General features: G+C 58.9%; 25 protein-coding genes and 1 pseudogene. 14 read left to right on the forward strand and 12 right to left on the reverse strand.

Features of this window, described 5'->3' with window-relative positions:
• The first annotated feature begins 2 nt into the window (after positions 1 to 2).
• Genes bglB through A3C3_RS0101130 form a run of 5 tightly spaced genes read left to right on the forward strand, consistent with a single transcriptional unit; the run spans position 3 to position 5609 of the window.
• Positions 3 to 1097 (forward strand): beta-galactosidase BglB, encoded by a 1095-nt coding sequence (bglB, locus tag A3C3_RS0101110; protein ID WP_022712784.1) that lies wholly within the window; start codon positions 3 to 5, stop codon positions 1095 to 1097.
• Positions 1094 to 2458, forward strand: a complete 1365-nt coding sequence (pglB, locus tag A3C3_RS0101115) for a polygalacturonase PglB (RefSeq protein WP_022712785.1) — start codon at positions 1094 to 1096, stop codon at positions 2456 to 2458. Before bglB ends, pglB begins: the two co-directional genes overlap by 4 nt.
• Entirely contained in the window at positions 2446 to 3552 is a 1107-nt protein-coding gene (locus tag A3C3_RS0101120; protein ID WP_022712786.1) for an ABC transporter ATP-binding protein, read from the forward strand. Before pglB ends, A3C3_RS0101120 begins: the two co-directional genes overlap by 13 nt.
• Position 3553: 1 nt before the next feature.
• Positions 3554 to 4549, forward strand: a complete 996-nt coding sequence (locus A3C3_RS0101125; RefSeq protein ID WP_022712787.1) for a carbohydrate ABC transporter permease — start codon at positions 3554 to 3556, stop codon at positions 4547 to 4549.
• A gap of 13 nt (positions 4550 to 4562) precedes the next feature.
• Positions 4563 to 5609 carry a carbohydrate ABC transporter permease gene (locus A3C3_RS0101130; RefSeq protein WP_028739290.1) on the forward strand — a complete coding sequence of 349 codons (1047 nt, stop codon included), beginning with the start codon at positions 4563 to 4565 and terminating at the stop codon, positions 5607 to 5609.
• A gap of 6 nt (positions 5610 to 5615) precedes the next feature.
• Here the strand turns inward: A3C3_RS0101130 and A3C3_RS0101135 are convergent, their stop codons facing one another.
• Together A3C3_RS0101135 and A3C3_RS0101145 are read right to left on the reverse strand one after the other, a co-directional pair.
• Positions 5616 to 6653, reverse strand: coding sequence for a LacI family DNA-binding transcriptional regulator (locus A3C3_RS0101135; protein WP_022712789.1), 1038 nt, complete (start codon positions 6651 to 6653; stop codon positions 5616 to 5618).
• A gap of 453 nt (positions 6654 to 7106) precedes the next feature.
• Positions 7107 to 8186, reverse strand: a complete 1080-nt coding sequence (locus tag A3C3_RS0101145; protein ID WP_022712791.1) for a D-TA family PLP-dependent enzyme — start codon at positions 8184 to 8186, stop codon at positions 7107 to 7109.
• A 187-nt stretch (positions 8187 to 8373) separates the two neighbouring features.
• Here A3C3_RS0101145 and A3C3_RS0101150 point away from each other — a divergent pair, with 187 nt between their 5' ends.
• From A3C3_RS0101150 to A3C3_RS0101180, 7 genes are all read left to right on the forward strand, one after another.
• Positions 8374 to 9216 (forward strand): transporter substrate-binding protein, encoded by an 843-nt coding sequence (locus A3C3_RS0101150; protein WP_022712792.1) that lies wholly within the window; start codon positions 8374 to 8376, stop codon positions 9214 to 9216.
• 57 nt (positions 9217 to 9273) lie between these two features.
• Entirely contained in the window at positions 9274 to 9936 is a 663-nt protein-coding gene (locus A3C3_RS0101155; RefSeq protein WP_022712793.1) for an amino acid ABC transporter permease, read from the forward strand.
• A 6-nt stretch (positions 9937 to 9942) separates the two neighbouring features.
• The gene (locus A3C3_RS0101160) at positions 9943 to 10602 is read left to right on the forward strand and encodes an amino acid ABC transporter permease (RefSeq protein WP_022712794.1); all 660 of its coding nucleotides are present in this window, start codon (positions 9943 to 9945) and stop codon (positions 10600 to 10602) included.
• A 13-nt stretch (positions 10603 to 10615) separates the two neighbouring features.
• A complete protein-coding gene (locus A3C3_RS0101165; RefSeq protein ID WP_022712795.1) occupies positions 10616 to 11386 on the forward strand; it encodes an amino acid ABC transporter ATP-binding protein in 771 nt (256 codons plus the stop codon).
• A gap of 12 nt (positions 11387 to 11398) precedes the next feature.
• Positions 11399 to 11788, forward strand: a complete 390-nt coding sequence (locus A3C3_RS0101170) for a RidA family protein (protein ID WP_022712796.1) — start codon at positions 11399 to 11401, stop codon at positions 11786 to 11788.
• A 20-nt stretch (positions 11789 to 11808) separates the two neighbouring features.
• Complete coding sequence (locus A3C3_RS0101175) at positions 11809 to 12618, forward strand: IclR family transcriptional regulator (RefSeq protein WP_022712797.1); 810 nt, start codon at positions 11809 to 11811, stop codon at positions 12616 to 12618.
• Positions 12619 to 12935: 317 nt separating this feature from the next.
• Entirely contained in the window at positions 12936 to 13250 is a 315-nt protein-coding gene (locus A3C3_RS0101180) for a hypothetical protein (protein ID WP_028739292.1), read from the forward strand.
• A 94-nt stretch (positions 13251 to 13344) separates the two neighbouring features.
• Here A3C3_RS0101180 and A3C3_RS0101185 read toward each other — a convergent pair whose 3' ends face one another.
• The 10 genes and pseudogenes from A3C3_RS0101185 to A3C3_RS0101230 all read right to left on the reverse strand — a co-directional run bounded on the left by A3C3_RS0101185 (position 13345) and on the right by A3C3_RS0101230 (position 21233).
• The gene (locus A3C3_RS0101185; protein ID WP_022712799.1) at positions 13345 to 14019 is read right to left on the reverse strand and encodes a 4-carboxy-4-hydroxy-2-oxoadipate aldolase/oxaloacetate decarboxylase; all 675 of its coding nucleotides are present in this window, start codon (positions 14017 to 14019) and stop codon (positions 13345 to 13347) included.
• A gap of 99 nt (positions 14020 to 14118) precedes the next feature.
• Positions 14119 to 14949, reverse strand: a complete 831-nt coding sequence (locus tag A3C3_RS0101190) for an ABC transporter substrate-binding protein (RefSeq protein ID WP_022712800.1) — start codon at positions 14947 to 14949, stop codon at positions 14119 to 14121.
• A 29-nt stretch (positions 14950 to 14978) separates the two neighbouring features.
• Positions 14979 to 15745, reverse strand: a pseudogene (locus A3C3_RS41035) (amino acid ABC transporter ATP-binding protein).
• A complete protein-coding gene (locus tag A3C3_RS0101200) occupies positions 15742 to 16488 on the reverse strand; it encodes an amino acid ABC transporter permease (RefSeq protein WP_028739293.1) in 747 nt (248 codons plus the stop codon). The pseudogene A3C3_RS41035 and the gene A3C3_RS0101200 overlap by 4 nt, the downstream one beginning before the upstream one ends.
• Positions 16449 to 17246 carry a 5-oxoprolinase subunit PxpA gene (locus A3C3_RS0101205; protein ID WP_022712802.1) on the reverse strand — a complete coding sequence of 266 codons (798 nt, stop codon included), beginning with the start codon at positions 17244 to 17246 and terminating at the stop codon, positions 16449 to 16451. The genes A3C3_RS0101200 and A3C3_RS0101205 overlap by 40 nt, the downstream gene beginning before the upstream one ends.
• Positions 17247 to 17277: 31 nt before the next feature.
• The gene (locus A3C3_RS0101210) at positions 17278 to 18273 is read right to left on the reverse strand and encodes a 5-oxoprolinase subunit C family protein (protein WP_022712803.1); all 996 of its coding nucleotides are present in this window, start codon (positions 18271 to 18273) and stop codon (positions 17278 to 17280) included.
• Positions 18270 to 18977 (reverse strand): 5-oxoprolinase subunit PxpB, encoded by a 708-nt coding sequence (pxpB, locus tag A3C3_RS0101215; RefSeq protein ID WP_022712804.1) that lies wholly within the window; start codon positions 18975 to 18977, stop codon positions 18270 to 18272. Before pxpB ends, A3C3_RS0101210 begins: the two co-directional genes overlap by 4 nt.
• Entirely contained in the window at positions 18974 to 19402 is a 429-nt protein-coding gene (locus A3C3_RS0101220; protein ID WP_022712805.1) for a hypothetical protein, read from the reverse strand. The genes pxpB and A3C3_RS0101220 overlap by 4 nt, the downstream gene beginning before the upstream one ends.
• On the reverse strand, positions 19399 to 20790 hold the full coding sequence (gene accC, locus A3C3_RS0101225; protein ID WP_022712806.1) for an acetyl-CoA carboxylase biotin carboxylase subunit: 1392 nt from the start codon (positions 20788 to 20790) through the stop codon (positions 19399 to 19401). The genes A3C3_RS0101220 and accC overlap by 4 nt, the downstream gene beginning before the upstream one ends.
• Positions 20790 to 21233: an acetyl-CoA carboxylase biotin carboxyl carrier protein gene (locus A3C3_RS0101230; RefSeq protein ID WP_022712807.1), complete on the reverse strand. Its 444-nt coding sequence runs from the start codon at positions 21231 to 21233 to the stop codon at positions 20790 to 20792. The genes accC and A3C3_RS0101230 overlap by 1 nt, the downstream gene beginning before the upstream one ends.
• A gap of 656 nt (positions 21234 to 21889) precedes the next feature.
• Here A3C3_RS0101230 and A3C3_RS0101235 point away from each other — a divergent pair.
• Together A3C3_RS0101235 and A3C3_RS0101240 are read left to right on the forward strand one after the other, a co-directional pair.
• Entirely contained in the window at positions 21890 to 22090 is a 201-nt protein-coding gene (locus A3C3_RS0101235; protein ID WP_028739294.1) for a type II toxin-antitoxin system VapB family antitoxin, read from the forward strand.
• Positions 22087 to 22470: a type II toxin-antitoxin system VapC family toxin gene (locus tag A3C3_RS0101240; RefSeq protein WP_022712809.1), complete on the forward strand. Its 384-nt coding sequence runs from the start codon at positions 22087 to 22089 to the stop codon at positions 22468 to 22470. The genes A3C3_RS0101235 and A3C3_RS0101240 overlap by 4 nt, the downstream gene beginning before the upstream one ends.
• Positions 22471 to 22535: the final 65 nt, after the last annotated feature.

The following is a 22535-nucleotide window of genomic DNA, read 5'->3' on the forward strand; positions in this document are numbered from 1 at the left end:
GCATGAACCCAACTTCTGTCGACAATGCCGCCCTTCTTTCGACCATCGACAGGGTCGCGATGGCTTTCAGCCGTCTCAAGGGCATCAGGGAAGGCCTGGTGACCGCCGTATCCACCTCGGGGATCCAGTTCGACGAATGGGATTGGGAAGTCGGCGTTGGTCTTTACGGCTTCCTAAGACGCGCGATTTCCACCAATGATCAAAAAGCGCTTCAAGACCTTGTGGCCTGGTACAGCAGCCAGATCGAGCGGGGCCTACCGCCACGCCAGATCAACAGCACGGCTCCGATGCTGCCGCTTGCCATCCTTGTTCAGCATGTCGATCGTCCCGATTTTCGCGCCCTTGTCGAAGACTGGGCCGAATGGTTGGTAAAGGAACTGCCCAAAACCGAGGACGGTGGCTTTCAACACGTTGTCAAAGAACGCCTCAACGAGGGCGAGCTTTGGGACGACACGCTGTTCATGGCCTGCCTCTTTCTCGCGCGCGCTGGCGTGCTTTGCAAACGCGACGAATGGATCGACGAAGCTGTCTATCAGTTCGTGATCCACACGCGCTACCTGTCGGATCCGGTGAGTGGGCTATGGTATCATGGCTGGACCTTCAATGGACGGCACAATTTTGCCAATGCCTTTTGGGCTCGCGGCAATGCCTGGATCACGGTGGCCATCCCGGAGCTGTTCGAGCTTGTGCCGATGCTAGGGGAGAAGGACCGGCGTTACCTTTCCAATGTTCTTGCGAGCCAGGTACGCTCGCTCAAGGCGTGCCAGAGGCCGGACGGAATGTTCACAACCTTGTTGGACGACCCCTCGTCGCCACTGGAGACGTCAGCCACCGCCGGAATTGCCTACGGCATCCTGCGTGGCGTAGATGCCGGCATTCTGGATAGCAGCGACCGGATCTACGCCGAGCGGGCGCTTTCGGCCGTGCTGGCACGCATCGACGAGGAAGGCGTGGTCCATGGTGTTTCGGACGGCACACCGATGGGCCACGACCTCGATTTCTACAGGCGCATACCGAATGTGCCGACGCCTTACGGCCAGGCGCTCACCATGCTGCTCCTGACGGAAGTCCTTCTGGAGCGCGGTCACCTGCAATGAGCGCGGCGTCTCCAATCTCGATCGATGCGGCCGGCAGCGACGATACCGCTCGATTGCAAGCAGCGATCGACCAAGCGTCGGCTTCAGGCGGCGGGCGCGTGGTTCTTGAGGCGGGTATCCATTTTTGCCGGGGGCTCCAGCTCAAATCCGGCGTCGATCTTCATCTGGCCGCCGGCGCGATCCTGCGTCCGGTCCCGGACTATGACGCGTACGCACATACGACCGTTTCGGTCATTGCCGAAAAATCAAACCGCGGCATGATCGTCGCCAAAAATGCGCGGCGGATAAGCCTGACGGGCTTTGGCCGCCTCGAAGCCGGTTGCGACAGCTTTATCGTCGGCGACGACAAGACGGTAGGGACATTCATCCCGGCCGATTTTCGACCGCGCGTTGTCGTCTTCGAGGCGTGTGACGGGGTTGAGATCAGTTCCATCCATATATCCCGCTCGCCGATGTGGACGCTACATTTTGTCGACTGCACGGATGTTGCGGTCAGGGGTGTGAGGATCGAGAACGACCATCGTCTTCCCAATACGGACGGTATCGTTCTCGATGCATGCCGCGGCGCCATCATCGAAGATTGCCTGATATCGACCGCCGACGACGGCATTTGCCTGAAGACGAGTATGGGTCCGGCGGGTGGCGCCATGGGGCAATGCGAGAATATTCTCGTCCGTCGATGCTCGATCCAAAGCTTGAGTTGCGCCCTTAAGATCGGAACGGAAACGCATGGCGATATCACAAATGCCGTATTCGAGGATTGTAATGTCTCGGCCTCCAACCGTGCGCTCGGAGTTTTCTCGCGCGACGGCGGCCGGATATCGAACGTCAGATTTTCGAGAATTGGAGTAGAGTGCCACGAAACGCTCGACGGCTTCTGGGGTTCGGGAGAAGCGTTGACGATCAATGTCGTCGACCGCGTCGCGGCGCGGACTGCCGGGGCGATCGAGAACCTGATCGTCGAAGACATAACCGGCCGAATGGAGGGGGCGATCAATTTGATTTCGACGTCTCCCGCCGGCATTCGAAACATCCGGATGGCGCGCATAAACCTGGTCCAGCAGCCCGGGCAACTGGGCACAGCGCAATTCTATGACCTGCGTCCGACGAATGCGGATTTGGCGCCGCGCGCCGATGGAGGCGGCCGCGCCAATGCCTGGACGCGCGGTTCGGACGGACGGGTGATCGGTCTTGAGCGCTATCCGGGAGGAATGCCAGCCGCCTACGTGGCCGGGGTCACGGGTATTTTTCTGGAAGAGGTGCTGATCATAAGGCCAGCACCTCTGCCGCAGGGATGGAACAAGATAGACGTCGCCGTCGAAACGGCGACACCTGATGGGAGCAGGGCATGGCAGAACTGAAGCTTTCCACCGTCAACAAGTCATATGGCGCCATCAAGGTCCTGCATGATGTCGAACTTGATATCAAAGATGGCGAGTTCGTCGTTTTTGTTGGTCCCTCCGGATGCGGCAAGTCGACCTTGCTGCGCATCATCGCGGGTCTCGAAGACATAACATCCGGCGCAATCTCAATCGGAGGGCGGGATGTAGGCCAGCTTTCGCCCGCCGAACGCAAGATCGCCATGGTCTTCCAGTCCTACGCGCTTTACCCGCATATGAGCGTTCGCAAGAACCTCGCTTTCGGCTTGGAGAACCTCAAGTTCAAGCGCGCCGAGATCGAGGCGCGGATTGCCGAAGCGGCCAGGATGCTGGCAATCGAGCCCTATCTGGACCGGCGTCCGAAGCAACTTTCAGGCGGGCAGCGCCAGCGCGTCGCGATCGGCCGGGCTATCGTGCGCGAACCGGACATCTTTCTCTTCGACGAGCCGCTTTCGAACCTCGACGCCGCACTGCGCGTCCAGACGCGAGCCGAAATCACAAAACTCCATCGTGAGATCAAAACCACGATGATCTACGTCACCCATGACCAGGTCGAGGCGATGACAATGGCCGACACGATCGTCGTGCTGCGCAGCGGACAGGTAGAGCAGGTGGGCGCTCCGCTGGAATTGTTCGATTACCCTCGAAATCTTTTTGTGGCAGGCTTTCTCGGTTCTCCACGCATGAACATCATAAAGGGTAAGGTCGCCGGTATCGGTGAAAGCGGCGTTATCGTCGACGTCGGCAACGGCGGCAAGCTGATCAGCGACGTGGATCTTTCCGGGATTCAGGTTGGCCAGGCAGTGCTTGCCGGCGTCAGGCCTGCGCACTTTGCGCGCTCCGATCAAGATGGGTTACCGTTCGTCGTCCAGTATCACGAGGGGCTTGGAACCGAAACCTATGTCTACGGCAACCTGGAGGGGCAGGACGAGCAGATCATCATTCACGAGGCAGGTCATTTCGCGCCTTCACCAGGTGACCGCGTCCTGATCAACTCCATGCCTGTGCGCGTTCATCTCTTCGATCCCGAAAGCGGCCTGGCGTTTAGCCGGCGGCAAGGCCAAGGGAGGCTCTGATATGACGACGCTCAAGGGAGGTGCGGTCCTTTATCAGGCAGGCGAAACGATCATGCGAGTGGTTGAGGCCCCCGTGAACGGGATGGAGCGCGTGCTCGGCCGGAAACGCATGCCATGGCTGTTTCTGGCACCGAATTTGGTTCTGTTCGGCATATTCACGTTCCTCCCCATCGCAATCGCCGTGGGTTACGCCTTTACGGGCGGGACGAACCTTTTCGTGTCGGACCGGCCGTTTGTCGGCTTCGACAATTTTCGCACCCTGCTTGCCTGCGATGACTATCTGAGGCCTGGAACTTGCCAGGAATCGCTTTTCTGGACGGCTGTGTGGAATACGCTTTGGTTCGTGGCATTCAACGTCGTCGCCACATTGCTCGTCGCCCTGATCACCGCACTGATACTCAATCGAGCAATTGCCGCGCGAGGCTTCTTCAGGGCAATCTTCTTTTATCCGGTATTGCTGTCTCCCGTCGTCATCGGCCTGATCTGGAAATGGTTCCTTGATCGAAATGGGCTGCTTAACGCCTTCCTGCAAATGCTCGGCGTACCCCCGGAAATCTTCCTTCTCGATGTCGGTTGGTCGCGCTTCTTCGTGGTGGTCGTCTCGGTCTGGTTTCACATGGGTTTTTACACGCTCATCCTCCTGGCCGGTCTCCAGGCCATCCCGAAGGAGCTTTATGAAGCCGCGTCAATCGATGCAGCATCGCCTCGGCGCACGCTTTTCAGGATCACGCTACCTCTGTTGGGGCCGAACGTTCTCGTCGTTCTGATTCTTCTGATGATCCGGTCCGTCCAGATCTTCGACGAAGCCTGGGTTCTTACGAACGGCGGTGGCCCGGGCACAGCCAACAGCTTTATCGTGCAATACATCTACCAGATGGCTTTCAGCAGCGATCTGCGTCTCTTCGGCCTTGCATCGGCGGCATCGGTTCTCATGGGATTGGTGCTCTTGGTACTGACGCTGATACAGCTGCGCCTTGGCCGGCGAATGGAGTCATAAAATGAATACCCTTATGAATCCCATCAGGTTTCTCACGCGCACGCGCCGGGCCGGACGCATCGACATGACCGACATATTGTCATGGATCTGGCTATTTGCCGGAACCCTTGCGGTGCTTGTTCCCGTTGTCTGGGCGGGCCTTTCCTCGCTGAAACCGGGGGCTGAGATCACCCGGTTTCCGCCGACGCTGCTTCCCCGCGCTGCGGTCGAGCAGACTGTACCCGGATTCGACAAGCCGCTTAGCCTTTGGCAGGTCACCATTGACGGCGAGAAGCGCGAAATGGCGATGGTCCGCCGTATCGGACTCAAAGCCCAAATGGTTGACCCTGTCAGTCCGGAAAAGCCCGTCAGCGTCGATGTAAAGAGTATCACGCCCGTGCAGCGGTTGACCGTAGCCACACAAAACTACGCCGATCCATTGACGCGTTTCAACTTCCTGACCTTCCTCAAGAACTCGGTGTTTGTCACGTTCGTCGCAACGGTTTTGACACTCCTGGTCAATGCCATGGCAGCATTCGCGTTGTCGAAATACCGGTTTCGCGGCGACAAGACGGTTTTCGTGATCATCATTTCAACCTTGATGATCCCGCTCGCCGTCGTCATGGTCCCGGCATATCTGGTGGTCGTTGGCGTTGGTCTTGCCGATAACCTGTGGGGCGTCATCCTTCCAACGATCGCCTCTCCGACAGCCGTGTTTTTGCTGCGACAATATATGCTGACGATTCCCGATGAACTCATTGAGGCTGCACGCGTTGATGCGGCGAGCGAATTTTGCATCTTCTGGCGTATCATTCTGCCGCTGACGGCACCTGCCTTGGCGGTGCTGGCGATCTTCTCCGTCCTTTGGCGCTGGAATGATTTCCTCTGGCCGCTTATTGTCCTCAACAGCCGCGAGAATTTTACGCTGCAGGTCGGCCTGAATGCATTTCAGGGAGAATTCTCGGTGCAGTGGCATTACATCCTTGCGATGACTTTTCTCAGCCTGCTCCCTGTGACGATCGTGTTCGTGTTTCTGCAGAAATACATCACCACAGGGATCGCCGGAACCGGGATGAAGTGATCCCGCTCAGCGTGGCGGCGCAATGCTGCCACGCAAAACGAGATGGCATCCCAGTTCCAGGCGGTGGGCCGGCCGGTGCGGATCATTGGCGATCAGCCGCTGTTCGATCAGGGACAAGGCAGCAGCACCGAGCCTGTCGGCCGGAACACTGATCGTCGACAAGGGCGGACGGCTGAACTCTCCTCGGACGATATCATCGAATCCCAGCACGGAAATCGCCTCCGGCACGCGAATGTCGCGATCAGCCAATGCCTTCAGGCATCCAAGCGCCAGGTTGTCGGCGGCGCAAAAGATAGCGGTGGCCCCTCGCATATCAGGATCCTGATCAAGCAGCGCATTGATGGCAGCCTCGCCATGCCTGGGTTCATATCCTTCAGCTTCAAGAATCATGCCGTCCCGAACAGGAAGCTGCGCGGCAAGAAACGCGTCGGAAAAGCCGTCATATCGGCGTTGGATCGTCGTTCGGCCCTTCCAGGTCAGGTGCAGAATGCGACGATGTCCGAGCGCGAGCAGATGTTCGATACCCAACCGCGCTCCGAAGCGGTTTTCCGGCGTGACCGTATCGACCAGCATGGCCGGATCTTCGCCGTTTATGATGACGACGGGCATGTCGGCAGAAGCAAGACTTCGGATGAGTTCCGGCTGATCGTCGTTCAAGATCACGATACCATCAGCGCGCTCCGAAAGCGCAATCTGCCGTACCTGACTACCATCGATTCTCCGGCCGGTGCTGACGAAGGGTACGGTTCTAATCCCGCGTCGCTCACATTCCTTCCGAAGGCCGTTGAGGATCGTCCAGCTCACCAAGTTGAGGTCGCTTTGCGGTGCGGCATCGTCGGGAATTGCAAGAAGCAAGACGCGCAACGCCGCAATTGTCGCCCTCTCCCTTCGGCGCTCAAGATAACCCAGACGCTTTGCTGAATTCAAAACCCTCTCACGCACTTCGATCGTAAGTGGGGCGGTTCCGTTCAGGGCGTGCGAGGCCGTGCTGAGGGACACATCCGCATCGCGCGCGACATCTTTGAGATTGACTTTGCGTTCCACTTTTCCGTCACGAGTTCTAATCGCGCCTTTGAAGGCATTTGAGCTAACTAGATGTTTTTACATAAAAACTTTCAAAACGCCATGTGTATTATGCCAATAACTTGCGAGATCTCCGCCGAAGATCGACCGCAAAGCTGCCGCAGGGATCTGGTCGCGGCAACCTTTCCGGGCGCCGCAACGCTGAGGCTGGCCGGTCTTCCGTCGCTGCTCGGGCTGGCGAAGGAAGTCGAGGAAAGCCTGGCGCCTTCGATCTCTCTGCTTTCGTCCCACCGTTCATGACATAGATCGAAGCCACCGACGTAGGGTGTTGTAGCGCTCGTAGCCGCGATATTGGCGCCATGCCCCTACATCGGTATGCTTGGTTGAGCCCGAGTAGAGGAAAGGACGGCGAAACAAGAGGCTTGGCCTTAGGAAGCATGCGCGCATCAGGCGACGTCCTGCCCCGCCCGTTGGTCAAACAATTTTTCCACGCGCGACGACAGGCCAGATTTCCGGTCCGGTCCGATCGCCACTCGTCACCATGACCGCGTCAACCATATTGGTGACGACACAGACATGATTTGGCACGATCCGCACCTTGTCGCCGACCGCAAGGCCGATCGCGCCCGTGCTGACCAGCCTTCCATGCTCTTCCGAAAGCTGGTCGATCGTAACGTCGTCGCGTCCTAGCACATGACCGTAACCTGCAAGGCCGAGCAAGTCTGAGGTCAGCGTCTTGGAACCGGCGTCGATCACAGCTCGATCCGGTGCGGGAACGGAGACCACCGTGGCGAGCACGTTCAGTGCACAGTCCTCCCAGCCGCAGACACCACGCGCCACGAGCGATCTGTCATTGTAGACGTAGGTTCCGGGGCGATACTCCGTCGTTATCGGGGACCGGGCCGCATGCATCATGGAGGGCGTACCGCCTGAGGAAACAACCGGAACGGTGAGTCCCCGCGCATTGATGCGGGTCGTGGCCTGCCTCATGAAACGTTCGACCTGCGCCTCGCCGCCTGCCGGCGGATAGGTCATCAGCCCGCCGAAAACGAGGCCGGGTGCCGCCTGGATCGCGACAGCCAGGTTCTCGGCCTCCTCGACCGTCGCGACGCCGCAGCGGTTCGCGCCCGTATTACATTCCACAAGCACCACCAGCGGCGCAGGCGCGGCATGGAAGGTCGCCGAGAGCCCGTCGACGACCGCGCGGCTATCGGCGACGACCGACAGATTTACTTTTCCGGCCAACGCCTTCAGGCGCTCCAGCTTGGCCGCGCCTATAATGTTGTAGGTGATCAGTACGTCGCGTATGGCGTTGCTGCCGGAAACCATCGCCTCGGCTTCCGAAACCTTCTGGCAGGTGACGCCGATTGCGCCCGCTGCAAGCTGCATCTCTGCGATGGTTGGCAACTTGTGTGTCTTGATGTGCGGGCGCACACGCAGACCGTGCCTGTCTGCATAATCCTGGAAGCGCTGGATGTTCCGCTTCGCGATGTCGAGATCGATAAGCACCGCCGGCGTGTCGATTGCCGTCAAATCTTTGGACGAGAAGGGCATGGGAGCCTCGGAGAACGGTATGAGGAATGCTGCACTGCCGGGAACCTGTCGTCAATCGACGCTGCATCTTTATGGCAGAGCCTATTGACAAGTCATTCCTCATACCTCTTGATATGTCAATCCAATAACACAGACACATGTCCGATATATTGGATTACTAGAAAAACGGTCAATCAAGGGGAACACGATGACCAATTCCTTCCTCGCCGGCACGATGTCGCTGGCCGTCGCCACTGCTCTGTTTTCTACGCCCGTCCTCGCCGATGGCAGCAAGCTCGACGAAGTGCTTGCCCGCGGCCATCTTGTCCTTGGTACAGGCAGCACCAATGCGCCCTGGCACTTCAAGAGCGCAGACGACAAGCTTCAGGGCTTCGACGTCGATATGGGCCACATCATCGCCAAGGCGCTCTTCGGCGATCCCGAAAAGATTGAGTATGTGAACCAGTCCTCCGACGCCCGCATCCCAAACATAACGACCGGCAAGGTCGACATCACCTGCCAGTTCATGACCGTTACTGGCGAACGCGCTCAGCAGGTTGCCTTCACCATCCCTTACTATCGCGAAGGTGTGGGTCTGATGCTCAAAGCGGATGGAAAATATGCCGATTATTCCGCACTGAAGGCGGCTGGCTCGTCTGTCACCGTCTCGGTCCTGCAAAATGTCTATGCAGAGGCCATGGTGCATGCTGCTCTGCCGGAGGCGAAGGTGGATCAATATGAATCCGTAAACCTCATTTATCAGGCGCTGGAATCTGGACGCGCTGATACAGTTGCGACAGACCAGTCGTCGCTCGCCTGGTACATGACGCAGAATCCGGGCCGCTACAAGGATGCCGGCTACGGCTGGAGCCCGCAGACCTATGCCTGCGGCGTCAAGCGCGGCGATCAGGATTGGCTGAACTTCGTCAACACCGCTCTGCACGAAGCCATGACCGGCGTTGAGTTCGACACCTACGCCAAATCTTTCAAAACCTGGTTCGGCAAAGACCTGACCCCGCCTCAGATCGGCTTCCCAGTCGAATTCAAATAACAGCCGTGTGGAGCGGGACCTCATTCCCGCTCCCTCGGCCTCAGGGGAAGGCACGCCATGGGTTACACTCTGAATTTCGCGGCCGTTTGGCGTAATTTCGATTTCCTGTTGAGCGGGCTCGCGCTTAGCCTTGGCCTTGCGGTGATCTCGATCCTGATTGGAGCGGTGATCGGTCTTTTTTCGGCCTTCGCGCTGACGTCGAAGAACCGCTACGGGGTCGCAGCAGCGCAGGTCTATGTCACGGTGATCCGCAACCTGCCGATCCTCGTTCTGGTGCTATTTGCCTATTTCGCGCTGCCGCAGATGGGCGTCCGCCTCGATAAAATGGAAAGTTTCGTGCTGGTTCTCTCCCTATATTCGGGTGCTTATCTCGCCGAAGTGTTTCGGGCCGGGTTATTGTCAATTCCAGGAGGTCTGACGGAAGCCGGGCTCGCCATCGGCCTGACGGGGATGCAAATCCGCAGCTCCATCATCGCTCCACTGATGCTGCGTAACGTGCTGCCGTCGCTGTCTTCAACAATCATTTCGCTCTTCAAGGACACTTCGCTCGCCGCCGCCATCGCTGTGCCTGAGCTGACATTTGCGGCCCGCAAGATCAACGTCGAGAGCTTCCGCGTCGTGGAAACCTGGATGGTCACGTCCGCCTTCTATGTCGCAACCTGTTTCCTCATCGCCGCCTTGATGCGTTTCGTCGAGGGCCGTCTGGCCCTGCCGAGGTAAGCCCGGATGTCCCACACCTTTCTCGAACAACTGTGGATCGCCCGATACGTCATCATCAACGGCCTCGCCATGACTGTATCGATCTCTCTGCTGGCCATCCTCGCGGGTTCCGTACTCGGCGTTTTCGTCGGCTTGGCGCTCGTCTACGGCGGCGCAGTTTTGCGCTCAGTGGTCCGCGCCTATACGGACGTTATTCGCGGCACGCCGGTGCTCGTGCTCGTACTGGCGAGCTATTATGTCTCCTCCGCCGCCGGAGTTGATCTCGGGCCGTTTTCGGCAGGTGTCCTCGCACTTACGATCTTCTGCTCCTCGCATGTCGGCGAAATCGTGCGCGGAGCCCTTCAGGCAATCCCCAAGGGACAGACCGAAGCCGCCAAGGCGATCGGCCTGACCTTCACCCAGACCTTCACCTCCGTGCTATGGCCGCAGGCCATGCGCCAGTTCTTGCCGTCCTGGGTGAACACGGCTGCCGAGATGGTAAAGGCCTCGACCCTGCTCTCTGTCATCGGTGTGGCGGAGCTTCTCCTGCGCACGCAGGAGATCATCTCTCGCAATTTCATGAGCCTGCAGTTCTATTTCCTGGCTGGCACTCTTTATTTCATTGTCAACTACGGCATCGAGCAGTTCGGCAAATATGTCGAGCGCAAGACCGCCCTGCCGTCCTGAAGAGGCTCCCGCAATGGTCAAGACCATTCTCGACATCAAGGGTCTGCGTAAGACCTACGGCATCCACGAAGTCCTCAAGGGCATCGATTGTAGCGTCCAGGAAGGCGAGGTCATTTCTATCATCGGCTCGTCCGGCTCTGGCAAGACGACTTTGCTTCGCTGCATCAACATGCTCGAAGAATTCCAGAGCGGCACGATTAGCCTGGACGGTGAGGAGATCGGCTATCGCGTCGAAGGCGTAACCCGGCGTCGCAAAAGCGAGAAAGAAATTGCACGCCAGCGTTCGCTGACCGGCATGGCGTTTCAGCAGTTCAATCTCTTCCCCCACATGAGTGCGGCTGAAAACATTATGCTTGGCCTCGTCAAGGTGAAGAAAATGACGAGGCCGGAAGCCCGCGCCATTGCCGAAAAATGGCTCGACCGCGTTGGCCTCGCCGCTCGCATGAACCATTATCCCGGTCAGCTTTCCGGCGGCCAGCAGCAGCGCGTCGCGATCGCCCGTGCCATCGCCATGTCGCCGCGGCTGATGCTGTTTGATGAGGTGACCTCTGCGCTGGACCCCGAACTCGTCGGTGAAGTGCTTCAGGTCATCAAGGGGCTTGCGGCCGACGGCATGACCATGCTGCTCGTCACCCACGAGATGCGCTTCGCCTACGAAGTTTCGTCGCGCGTCATCTTCATGAACCAAGGCGTCATCTGCGAGGAAGGCGACCCGAAGAAAATGTTCGTCAGTCCGAAGACAGAGCGGCTCGCCGAGTTCCTCAAAACCTCAAGTTTCAACTAGAAGAGAGATCGAATGACAATCAAGCGTTACGGTGCTGGCGAAACCGGGGCCGGCGGACAACCTCTGCCCTTTGCCCGGGCGACGGAAGCAGCAGGCTGGCTCTATGTCTCGGGCCAGGTTCCTATGGAAAAGGGCGAAATCGTGCCCGGCGGTATTGTCGCACAGACTCGCAAGGCGATCGAGAACATGATCAGTATTCTCGACGAAGCCGGTTACGGTCTGGAGGATGTCGTGCGCGTTGGAGTATGGCTCGATGACCCCCGCGATTTCTGGAGCTTCAATGGCGTCTACGCTGAATTTTTTGGCGGGAATGCACCGGCACGCGCTTGTGTTCAGTCGCGGATGATGGTCGATTGCAAGGTGGAAGTCGATTGCGTGGCCTATCGCGCCGATCGCGCCTGACAGCAACTCCGGAGAAGAGCATGACCGAAGCCTCCGGCGACACGGTATCACGACGGACGCGGGGACTGGATCGCGCCTTCGAGATTCTTGAGTTCCTGCGTGTGAAGCGTCGGCCCATGCGCCCGAATGAGATCGCTGCGGAAATCGGCGCGCCGCGCTCCTCTATCTACGAGCTCGTCAACCTGCTGCTCAACCACGGTATGTTGGATTATCAGGGCGGCGACGGCCGGGTCTTTCTCGGCCGCCGCCTCTATTTCCTCGGCACGGCATATGCCGAGCAGTTCGACCTTATGCGCGAGTGCGACCGTATGCTGGTTCATCTCGCCGAAGAAACGCGTGAGACGGCGCAGATGTGTCTGCTCGAGGGCAACAAATATACGGTTGCGATGATGCGCGAGGGCATCCGGCCGTTCCGAATCTCCTCGAATGTCGGCGAACTCGTTTCCATTCCCTGGACCGCGTCGGGCCGCCTCCTCGTCTCAAACCTTTCGGATCAGGAAATCCTTGGACTTATCCCGCCGGAGGATTTCGTTTTGCCGAACGGCCGGCGGCTGGAGCCGGCGGATTTCATCGCCCAGGTAAGGCAGGCAGCACGCGATGGATATTTCACCTTCAATAGTGAAGTGGAGAATTTTACCCATTGTTTGGCTGTCCCGATTTATCAGGCTGATGGCGCCTGCATCGCCACGCTGTGCCTGGTTGCCCCGCGCGAGGACGGGCTGCGCAATCGCGCTGCCTATCTCGACAGCCTGTTGAACGCGGCACAAGAGATTTCCGAAAAGCTCGGATTCAATTCGCTTTCCAGACGCGCTTCCACATCGCGCGTTTGAAGAGTAGCAGCACTCCGGCCTCGATTTCGCGACGGCCGCACCGGTTGCGGCTTAAGAGTGTGATATCTTGGGCCCCGGGGTCCTAATCCTTGCGGATCAGATGGAAGATGGGCTAGAGACTACAATGCGCTTCGGCCATAAACGTGCCGATTGCGCATGAATTGGGAAGCGCGGCACCCGCCCGCGAAAGAAACCTGGGGCGAGGAAGACCTCGCTGACATGTAGATTTGTTGCAGACCGAAAAGCTGTTTTACCGAGCGCGAGTGGCCTTGTGGCGCGCCAAGGCCGTCTTGGGGCGGGGCGGCACGGCTTGGCCCATGACGGTGGAAGTATCACATCACATCGATGCATCCGAGCCTGACGCTAATGGGTTTTGCGATTACCATTACGAGTACGATGTGTTTGAGTTCACAGATGGGTTTGTAACCTTTCTGGCGCGTGCATATAGCGACCAGCCTGAGAAGGCGGCCATGATGACGCGGATCGAAGGGCAAGACCATCATCATCTCCTGACAAAGCGAGATCTGCGTCATCCGCTGTTTCTCAAGGCCGCAGCCTATCTGCGCGTAGCCGGCAAAACCGACCTCGATTGGCTTGACACAAAGAGCCGTGCCTATGTCCCGTTGACGTAGGAGATGGGGTGTGTCGCGGCAATAATCGTATTCGTTCTGCAGCACTCCAAAGTAAAGCCAGCAACAAACAGCTGGACTTCGGCGCGGGCCGGTCTCAGATGTCGACGACCAGCCCCTTGGCTTTCAAAACCGGTTCAAGCTTGCTGACTTCGATCACCGACTTGCCCTGCTTATAGGCGTCGATATAGCCGGCTTCGGCATCCTCGCGGGCCTGCGATAACCGGGCTGCATCCTGGACTTCAGCGCGCCGGACAACGACCAGGCCATCGGCATCCCCCACGATGATATCGCCGGGATTAATGATCTCCCCACCGACGATGATCGGATCATTCACGGCGGCGATCGTTTCTTTGACAGTGCCCTTGATGCAGACGCTGAGCGAGAAAACCGGGAAGCCGAGTTCCCTCAGCTGAAGCGTATCGCGCACTCCAGTGTCGGTCACCAGTCCGCCGATGCCCTTGGCAAGGCAGGCATTGGCCAGAACGTCGCCGAAAGAGCCGGCCTCCTCGTATTCGCCGGCCGACACGACGATAATGTCGCCTGGCTTTGCGTAGTTGATGGCAAGCTGCAGCATGATGTTGTCACGCGGCGCACATTTTACGGTGAAGGCCGGACCGCACAGCTTCATGCAATAATCAACCGGCTTAAGGCGAGAGGAAAGCGCTCCCTTGCGTCCTTGAGCTTCGTGGATTGTTGCTGGCGAGAATTTGGAAAGTGCCTCGACATCAGCCTTGCTTGGCCGTTCAGCGATGTCTCTGATGTGGATCATAAAAAACTCCCTGGGTAAGACCGACGGCGAGCACGTCCCGCCGCCTGCAGTCTTCAATGTTTTGAGATCAAGTTTTGGCCGGACCGAGCGAGTGGTGACTTACGGAATCGGCTCGAACTTCAGCTCGGAGAGCGGTACCACCTTGTCGGTCCGCGTCATCTTGTATTCGGTGTTCTGGCCAAGCCACTTGTCCCAGATCTTATTGAGCTCGCCCGACGTATCGAGCTTGCGAAGCACCTCGTTGATCTTGGCGGTCAGGTCCGGATTGTCCTTGGCCATACCGATGCCGATCGGCTGGAACAACATTGGTTCCTCGATCATCCGCATTTCTTTGCCCTTGGTCTTCGATTCGTTGACGAACTTGGTCGTCGTCATGGTATTGGCCACCATACCCCTCGCCTTGCCCTGCTGAACGGCAAGATAGGCCGAAGCGGTGTCCTGGAATGTCAGGGGCTCGGACTTGTTGAGCTTGATCGACATTTCGGATGTGGAGCCCTTGGTCGAGGCAATTCTCTGACCCGCGAAATCCGCCTTGCTTTTGCCAGGATCGGAGGCCGGGACAATGAGCATTTCCTTCGCGAGATAGTAGGGATCACTGAACTGAATCTGCTCGGCCCGGCTCAATGTATAAGCGAGATTAGCAACCGTAATGTCGACGCGGCCAAGCTTGACCTCCGGCACGCGCGCTTCAACCGAGACCGGCTTAATCTCGGCCTTGACGCCCAGTTCCTTGGCGATGGCGTTGCAAAGATCGACGTCGAAGCCGACCATTTGACGCGTCTTCAGATCGGGGGACGCAAAGGGTGGGACGTCGGCAAAGGTCGCGCAGCGCAGAGTCCCTGCGGATTTGATTTTCTCCAGCTGATCCGCTTTCGCTGGCGAGATTGCGCCAGCTAAGGCGACACCCAGGATAAGGTATTTCCAGTTCATTGCTGTTCTCCTTTGTTATGATGATTAGGTTAATGCCGTAGATCGGCCAGGAAGCGCTGGGCGCGAGGATGGCGCGGGCTCTTGAAGAAGTCTTCGGGAGACGCCGTTTCAAGGATCTGCCCCGCGTCGATAAACCAGATGCGGTCTGCGACATCGCGGGCGAAGCCCATTTCGTGGGTGACGCAGAGCATGGTCATGCCTTCGGCCGCCAGGCTTTTCATCACGCTCAGCACTTCGCCAACCATTTCCGGATCGAGCGCGCTCGTGGGTTCATCGAAGAGCATCACCGGCGGCTCCATGGCGAGTGCGCGGGCAATGGCGACACGCTGCTGCTGTCCGCCAGACAACTGACCTGGATAGGAATGGGCCTTGTCGGCAGACCAACACGCTCGAGAAGCTTGATCGCCTTATCCCGCGCCGCGGCGGGCGCAACACCCTTCACCCTGATCGGCGACATCGACACGTTGTCGAGCACCGACAGATGCGGAAAAAGATTGAAGCTCTGGAACACGAAACCGATGCGGCTGCGAAGTAGATTGAGTTCTTTCGCACGCATTGGCGCATGAATATTGCGGCCGTCGAGTGTTATTGATCCGCTGTTGATCTCCTCAAGCCGGTTGATGGTGCGGATCAGTGTGGACTTTCCCGAACCGGACGGTCCGCATATGACCACGACCTCTCCCTGGGCCACCTCGGCATCAATGTCCTTCAAAACCGGATAGTCGCCATAGCTCTTGCAGACATTCGACAGGCGGATCGTCTGCAACTCCTGCGTCGATGGAATTGAAGTGCTCATAGCTGCTCCGATACGATTTTTGAGGTCGCAACCAAGGGTGCTGCGCGCAGGCTGGATGGACCGGCGCGCCGGCGCGCGATGCGCCGCTCGAGACGATTTGCGACGTGGGTCAGGCTCCAGCAGATTGCGTAGTAGACAATCGCGAGAATGAGGAACACCTGGAAAGGCTGTGTCAGAAGCTGGTTGTTGACCTGACTGGCCGCGAAGGTGAGATCCGGCACGTTGATCACATATCCGAGCGTCGTGTCCTTGATTGTCGAGACAAACGTCGAGATGATGCTCGGTATCATATTGTAGAGCGCCTGCGGCAGGATGATGTAGCGCATCGCACTAAGGTAACCGTGTCCGAGCGCTCGAGCGGCTTCCATTTGGCCGTGCCCGAGCGCGACGATGCCCGCACGGACCACTTCACTCAAGAAAGCGCCCTGATAGACCACCAGCGTCGTGAGCATGGTCACGAAACTCGGAACATCCGCCCCAGTCCAGAGCGGGACGAGGAAATAGCTCCAAAGGATGAGCATCAACAAAGGTACGCCGCGGGTGACATAGACGAGAGCGGTAACTGGCCAGCGCAGCGTTGGCCATTTCGACAACCTGGCCAGTGCGAAAAGGATGCTGACAGGAAAAGCGAGAGCGATGCTGAGTGCCGAAAGGATGAGTGTGTTGGCGAGCCCACCCAGCGGCCCGTTTGGATACTGGCCGATCAACAGCAGCAGCCAGTAGTCTTTGACGATCGCGATGATTGTTCGGCCGCAGGCGCCAGGGTGGCGCCGGAAGCCTCGATTTCGCTGCGGACGATGCGGGCAAGCTCCAGCGAGCCGGGCGTATCGCTATGGACAAGAATCGACCGGGCCGGAATTGCGATGACAGTGCCGTCGATGGCCTCGACGGTACCATCGGTCAGGAACTGGCGAACGCGCGCCCGAACCGAGGCCTCGTCCTTGACCAGGGCGCCCGGCAGACCGCGGGCCACCAGCTTGCCACCTTCGTCATAGGCGCGGTCTGCCAGAAACAGCGCCAGGGTCTTGAGCTCGGCGCGTTTCGCCGCTCTTTCGATTTCGCTATCCGGAGAAGCGAATACCACGAGGCGTGGGTCTACAGTGAAAATGGCATCCATCATCAGATCGGCGAGCACGGGATCGCGATTGACCATATTGCCCATGGCCGCATGAAAGCTGAAATGGCCGACGGTGACGCCTTCGCTTTTGGCGATCGCGATCAGCGCGCCGAGCTGGTAGAGCATCTGCTGGCGAAGTTCATCCGCATGGAATGGAATCTCGCGCCGCCCGAAACCGGCACGATCCGGCAAGCCCGGATGCGCACCGATGCCGACGCCGTGTTGTTTCGCAAGACGCACCATGCGCGCCATCGTGTCCGGGTCACCGCCATGAAAGCCGCAGGCGATGTTGGCCGATGATACGATCTTCATCATCGCCTCGTCATCGCATAGCCGGTAAGGACCGAAACCTTCGCCCATGTCGGAATTCAGATCGAACTTCACCGCCTCCTCCTATTGAGCCGTTGAACTATCGTCATGCCATCGCCCTCAAAGCGCGCTTGACCATCTGTGACGTTCGCTGGACATCCTCGACATACCGGGCAACGGCCTGCTCAACGGCACGCGCTTCGGCATGCGTCGAGCGCACGAACCGCAACCGGCTGCCAACGCGCGCCTGGCCGAGCCGCCACAGATCGCATTCGATGACTCCGGCGATTTTCGGATAGCCACCCGCCGTGTTGGCGTCGCTCATCTGAATGATCGGCTCCCCTCCAGGCGGGACCTGGATCACCCCCGGAACGACGCCATGGGAACGCATCTCGATCGTCTTCGTGGGCTTGATTGGCTCCCCGGACAGACGATAGCCGGTGCGGTCGCTGCGAGATGAAATACGCCAGACTTGGCTCCAGAAAGCCTCGCCATCTGAGACAAACAACTCTTGCTCGCCGGCGGCTATGGCACGGACCGGCAACGCGCCGTCGATGGGCGCGGGAAAGACATCGCCGAGCGCGACGGCCGGCTCGACGACGGCGATACCGTTGACCGGCAGCGGGAGTTCATCAAGTGTTGAGCCGATTTCTATCCGGTCTCCGTTGATGAGAGGACGCCCGGCATTGCCGCCGAATCCGCCGCGAAGCGCCGTGCTTCGCGAGCCCATGAGAACCGGAACATCCAGCCCTCCCCCGACCGCGATATAAGCGCGCGCCAGCGTCTGCGGCTGTTTCAGTTCGAGAACCTGGCCCGCCTCAGCGACATGCGTGCACCATGCAAGCAGTTCCCTGCCATCGAGCACCGGTTGGCCGTCGGCGCCTGTTACGGCGAAGACGGTGTGCCTGTCGAAGCGCAATTTGAATGGAAAGGTCTGCACCTCTATCGCCGCCGCATCTTCATCGTTGCCAACGAGGATGTTGCCGATCCTGACGGCGAACGGATCCATGGCGCCGCCGGCAGACACACCGATATCGCGATAGCCGGGGCGGCCAAGATCCTGCACCGTATTGAATGGGCCGGTTTCGACGATCTCGATCATAGCTCGATCCTTGCCGGCACGAAGCGCACGGTATCGCCCGGCGCCATCAGGGCCGGTATCGAGGAAGCCGGATCGAACATCTGCAGTTCCGCATAGCCTATGGAGTTCCATCCATTCGGTCCGGTCAGCATCGCAACGCCGGTCTGCATTCCGCCAATCGTCACGCAGCCCTTCTCCATCCTCAGCGATGGGACTGTCTTTCTGGGCATGTGTATCCGGGGATCGAGACCATGCAGATAGCCAAATCCCGGGGCGCTGCCCAGGGCGAATACGCGATAGGTCGCTTCATAGTGAATGCGTACCACGTCCCGGTCGCTTAGTCCGGAAAGCTCGCACAGGGCGGGAAGATCAGTCGCATATGGACCGCCGTAGTGGACCGGAATTTCGATCGTCTTCCCTGCCAGATCGAGGCTTTGGGCGTTATTCCATGCCTCCAGCAATCGGTTGACGACGATTTCGGGATCCTCGGGCGTCTCCTTGCAGATAGCCAGCAAATTGGTCATGCCGGGTATCACTTCCGCGATGTCCGCCCAACCCTTTACTGTTTGCGACAAGGCCCAGATCCATCGCTGGGAGGGAAGATCGAAATCGCCCGAGGTTTCAAGCAGGAAGGATCGCGCCCCAATGAAGGAGACCCGCGCCCGGCCTTTGGCGGCCGGGACGATTTCGCGTTGCGGCGCAAGGATGTTCAAAGTGGCAATCATGATTGCTGCTCGATTTCAAACAGGGGCTCACCGAATCCGACCAGGGCATCGCGCTCTGCCAGCAGCCTCGTCAGCAAACCACACCGTCCAGCGGTAATGGGAAGCAGGACGGAACCGATGCGGATGAAACCGATCACGTCCTTGTCGGAAACCTCATGCGGCAGTTGCTTGACGTCGACTGGTGCTGCGGGATGCAAGACGCAGAAGCGGCCCGCCATCGGCGCCTTCACGATCGCTGACAGTGCCGCCATCAAACCCGGCTGCGCGTTTCCTTTCAGGGCGACTTGGGTACCCTCTTGCTTCGAAACGACGATGCGCAGCTGTCCGCCCGGCCCGGAGATTTCCAGGCCGTCCACGCCGGCTGCCGTCAGCGCGTCCGTCAGGACTGCAATGGTCGCAGGATCGCTGAAGTCGATCGCGCTCATGCCGCCCTCCGCTGCTTGAGCCATTGCTCGAGGTAGTGGATATCCGTCTCGCCACGCACGAAGGCTTCATCCTCGAACAGCGCGCGCAGGAGTGGAAGGTTGGTAGCGATCCCTTCAACGCGTGTGGCAGCCAGCGCCTCTCGCATTTTCGCCATCGCTTCCGCCCGGATCGGCGCATGAACGATGAGTTTGGCGATCAACGAGTCGTAATAGGGCGAAACCCGGTAGCCGGCATGAATATGGGTGTCGACGCGAATGCCTGGTCCCTCAGGCAACGCGAGATCAGCGATAGTGCCGGCCGAAGGCAGGAAGCTGTCGGGATCCTCGGCATTGATGCGGCATTCGAAGGAATGCCCCTCGCATCTCACGTCGTTCTGAAGCAAATCCAGGGGTTCACCCTGCGCAACCCTTATCTGGGCATGGACGATATCGATGCCGCTGGTCATTTCCGTGACCGGATGTTCCACCTGCAGGCGCGTATTCATCTCGATGAAATAGAAGGCGCCATTTTCGTAGAGGAATTCGAAGGTTCCGACGCCTCGGTAGCCGATCTGCCGACAGGCTTCCGCGCAAGCCATCCCGACAGGCCGGATCGCATCCGGCGAAATCCCTGGCGCCGGCGCCTCCTCCACCACCTTCTGGTGACGTCGCTGCATCGAACAATCGCGATGCCCGAGCCAGACGGCATTGCCATGGGTGTCGCAAAGCACCTGTATCTCGATATGGCGCGGATGCTGGAGGAACTTCTCCATGTAGAGCACGGGGGATCCGAAGGCTTGACGGGCTTCCTCCCGGGTCAAGGTGATCGCCTCGTGCAGCGAGCAGGCCTCCGGTACGACGCGCATGCCTCTTCCGCCTCCGCCGCCGGCGGCCTTGATGATCACGGGATATCCGATCTCCTGCGCGATGCGCTCGATGGAAGCGGGATCGTCGGGAAGCGACGCATCCGGACCGGGCACGCACGGCACGCCGGCGGCGATCATCGCCCGCTTAGCCGATATCTTGTCGCCCATGGTGGCAATCGATGAAGTTTCCGGACCGATGAAAACAAGGCCCGCCTCCTCGATAGCTTCGGAGAACGCAGCGCTTTCCGACAGGAAGCCATAGCCCGGATGGATGGCCCCCGCGCCGGTCAGACGCGCTGCCAGGAGGATCGCATCCTGATTGAGATAGCTCTTGGCCGCATTCGCAGGACCTATGCATAGAAAGCTCTCGGCAGTCTTGCCGTAAAGCGCCTGCCTGTCTGCCTCGGAACAGATGGCCACAGTCTTAAGGCCGAGTTCACGGCAGGCGCGCTGGATCCGTGCGGCGATCTCGCCCCGATTGGCAATCAGAACCGTATCGAAACGTTGCTTAGGCGACGCAGTGTCATCGAGAGGCTCGGCCATTACGCTATCTCCGCCAGCACGTCGCCCGTCTCGACTTCTCCGCCGTCGACTTCGGTCAGTTGCGCAATGCGGCCGGCATGCGGCGCGGCAATTTTGTTGAAGACCTTCATCGCTTCGATGATGAAAAGGGTTTGTCCTTCCTCCACCACGTCGCCGACCTTGACGAACGGCTCCTGGCCTGGTGCAGGCGCCCGATGCAGGACGCCGAAGACAGGTGCCTTCACGGGGAAGGCCGAGGTCTCGGCAGTTGCCGAAGACGCCTCGCGAGCGGACTCGATGGAACCAACTGCTGCCGCCTTCGGCGCTTGCGCCGCGCCCCGTGATGCTGCCTGATCGGGCGTGCGGAAGATCCGAACCGTGACGCCTTTTTCCGTCACCGTCAGCTCGCTAATGTTCGATCGCCCGACAAAAGCGATTAGCGTCTTTATCTTCGACAGGTCCATAAGCACACTCGGTATTCGAATTGCCTCATCACGATCCGGACAAATCGGACCGCGTTCGGCTGAATTCTCCCTAACACGATGACCTGCACGATGGGGTCAGAAGAACTTTTGATGGACGGCCTTAATTCGCAAAGAAAGGCATTGGAGAGTGCTTCCGCGTCACGGCCGACCTGTCGGCGTTGTCGCAGTTCTTAACGTGCGGCTGAAGGCATTTAGCTCGGCTGGACAGCCGCCTGGGGGAACGTCGAGCGACCGTCGATCGATGAGCACGCCAACACGGACATTTTTGTGCCCACCAACAGGGGATTCCCGAGGTAGATGCAGGCACATGGATCAAGGCCAAAGCGCGAAATCAGAAAGGGAGGAGGCCGATCGCCATACCCTTGCAAAGGCCACCGCATCTTTCTGGAACCGTGGCTCGAAGTGTTCGCCTTGAACGGATTCGGGCCGTGGGCACGCAATTTATCCGGGTTGATAGGCATCATTTCATCCGCATAGGGCAAGCCAAACAGTGCTCGCTTCAGCTTCGGGCGGGTACCCCGGCTGTCCAAGAAATAAGTGGCGTGGTGCTTCAGTTATAGGACTTCGTTGATATAACGGGGCGTAGAATTATTCACCAAATGGTGCTAGTTTGTATGCTGCCAGGGAGCCAGATCATGCGATCGACTATTAACCTCGACGACACGCTTTTGGAAAAGGCTAGGTCCTTAACCGGCACAAAGGAGACCGCTGCGCTCGTTCGCCAGGCGTTGGAGACACTTGTTCGTGTGGAGTCCGGAAAACGTCTCATCGCGCTCGGAGGAACCATGCCCGATGCCGAGGCCGCCCCGCGCCGCCGGAGCACAGCAGCCAAGTGATACTAGCGGACACCTCGATCTGGATTGATCATTTCCGCCATGTCGATGCCGAGCTGCGCAGGATTATTCAGGACGATCGCCTACTTTGCCACCCGACCGTGATCGGCGAGCTTGCACTCGGCAGTCTTCGGGATCGCGGCAGTGTCATTGCTTTTCTGGCGGCGCAGCGCGGAGCGGTTGTCGCCAGCCACGACGAAGTCATGACAATGATCGATCGCCACCGCATTTTCAGCATGGGCATTGGCTACACGGATGCGCACTTGCTGGCATCGGTCCTTCTTGACCAGCGAGCGGCGTTATGGACGAGAGACAAGCGTCTACAGGCAGCGGCCGAAAAGGCGGGCGCTTCACTTTACATACCGGTCAACCTGTCCCACTAAATTCTGAAACAATATTGCTACGAGGTTTTTCGGACAGGTTTTCGATCCCTACCGCCTTGAGGGGA

Origin of the sequence: Rhizobium mongolense USDA 1844, assembly GCF_000419765.1 — a bacterium.
GTDB lineage: Bacteria > Pseudomonadota > Alphaproteobacteria > Rhizobiales > Rhizobiaceae > Rhizobium > Rhizobium mongolense.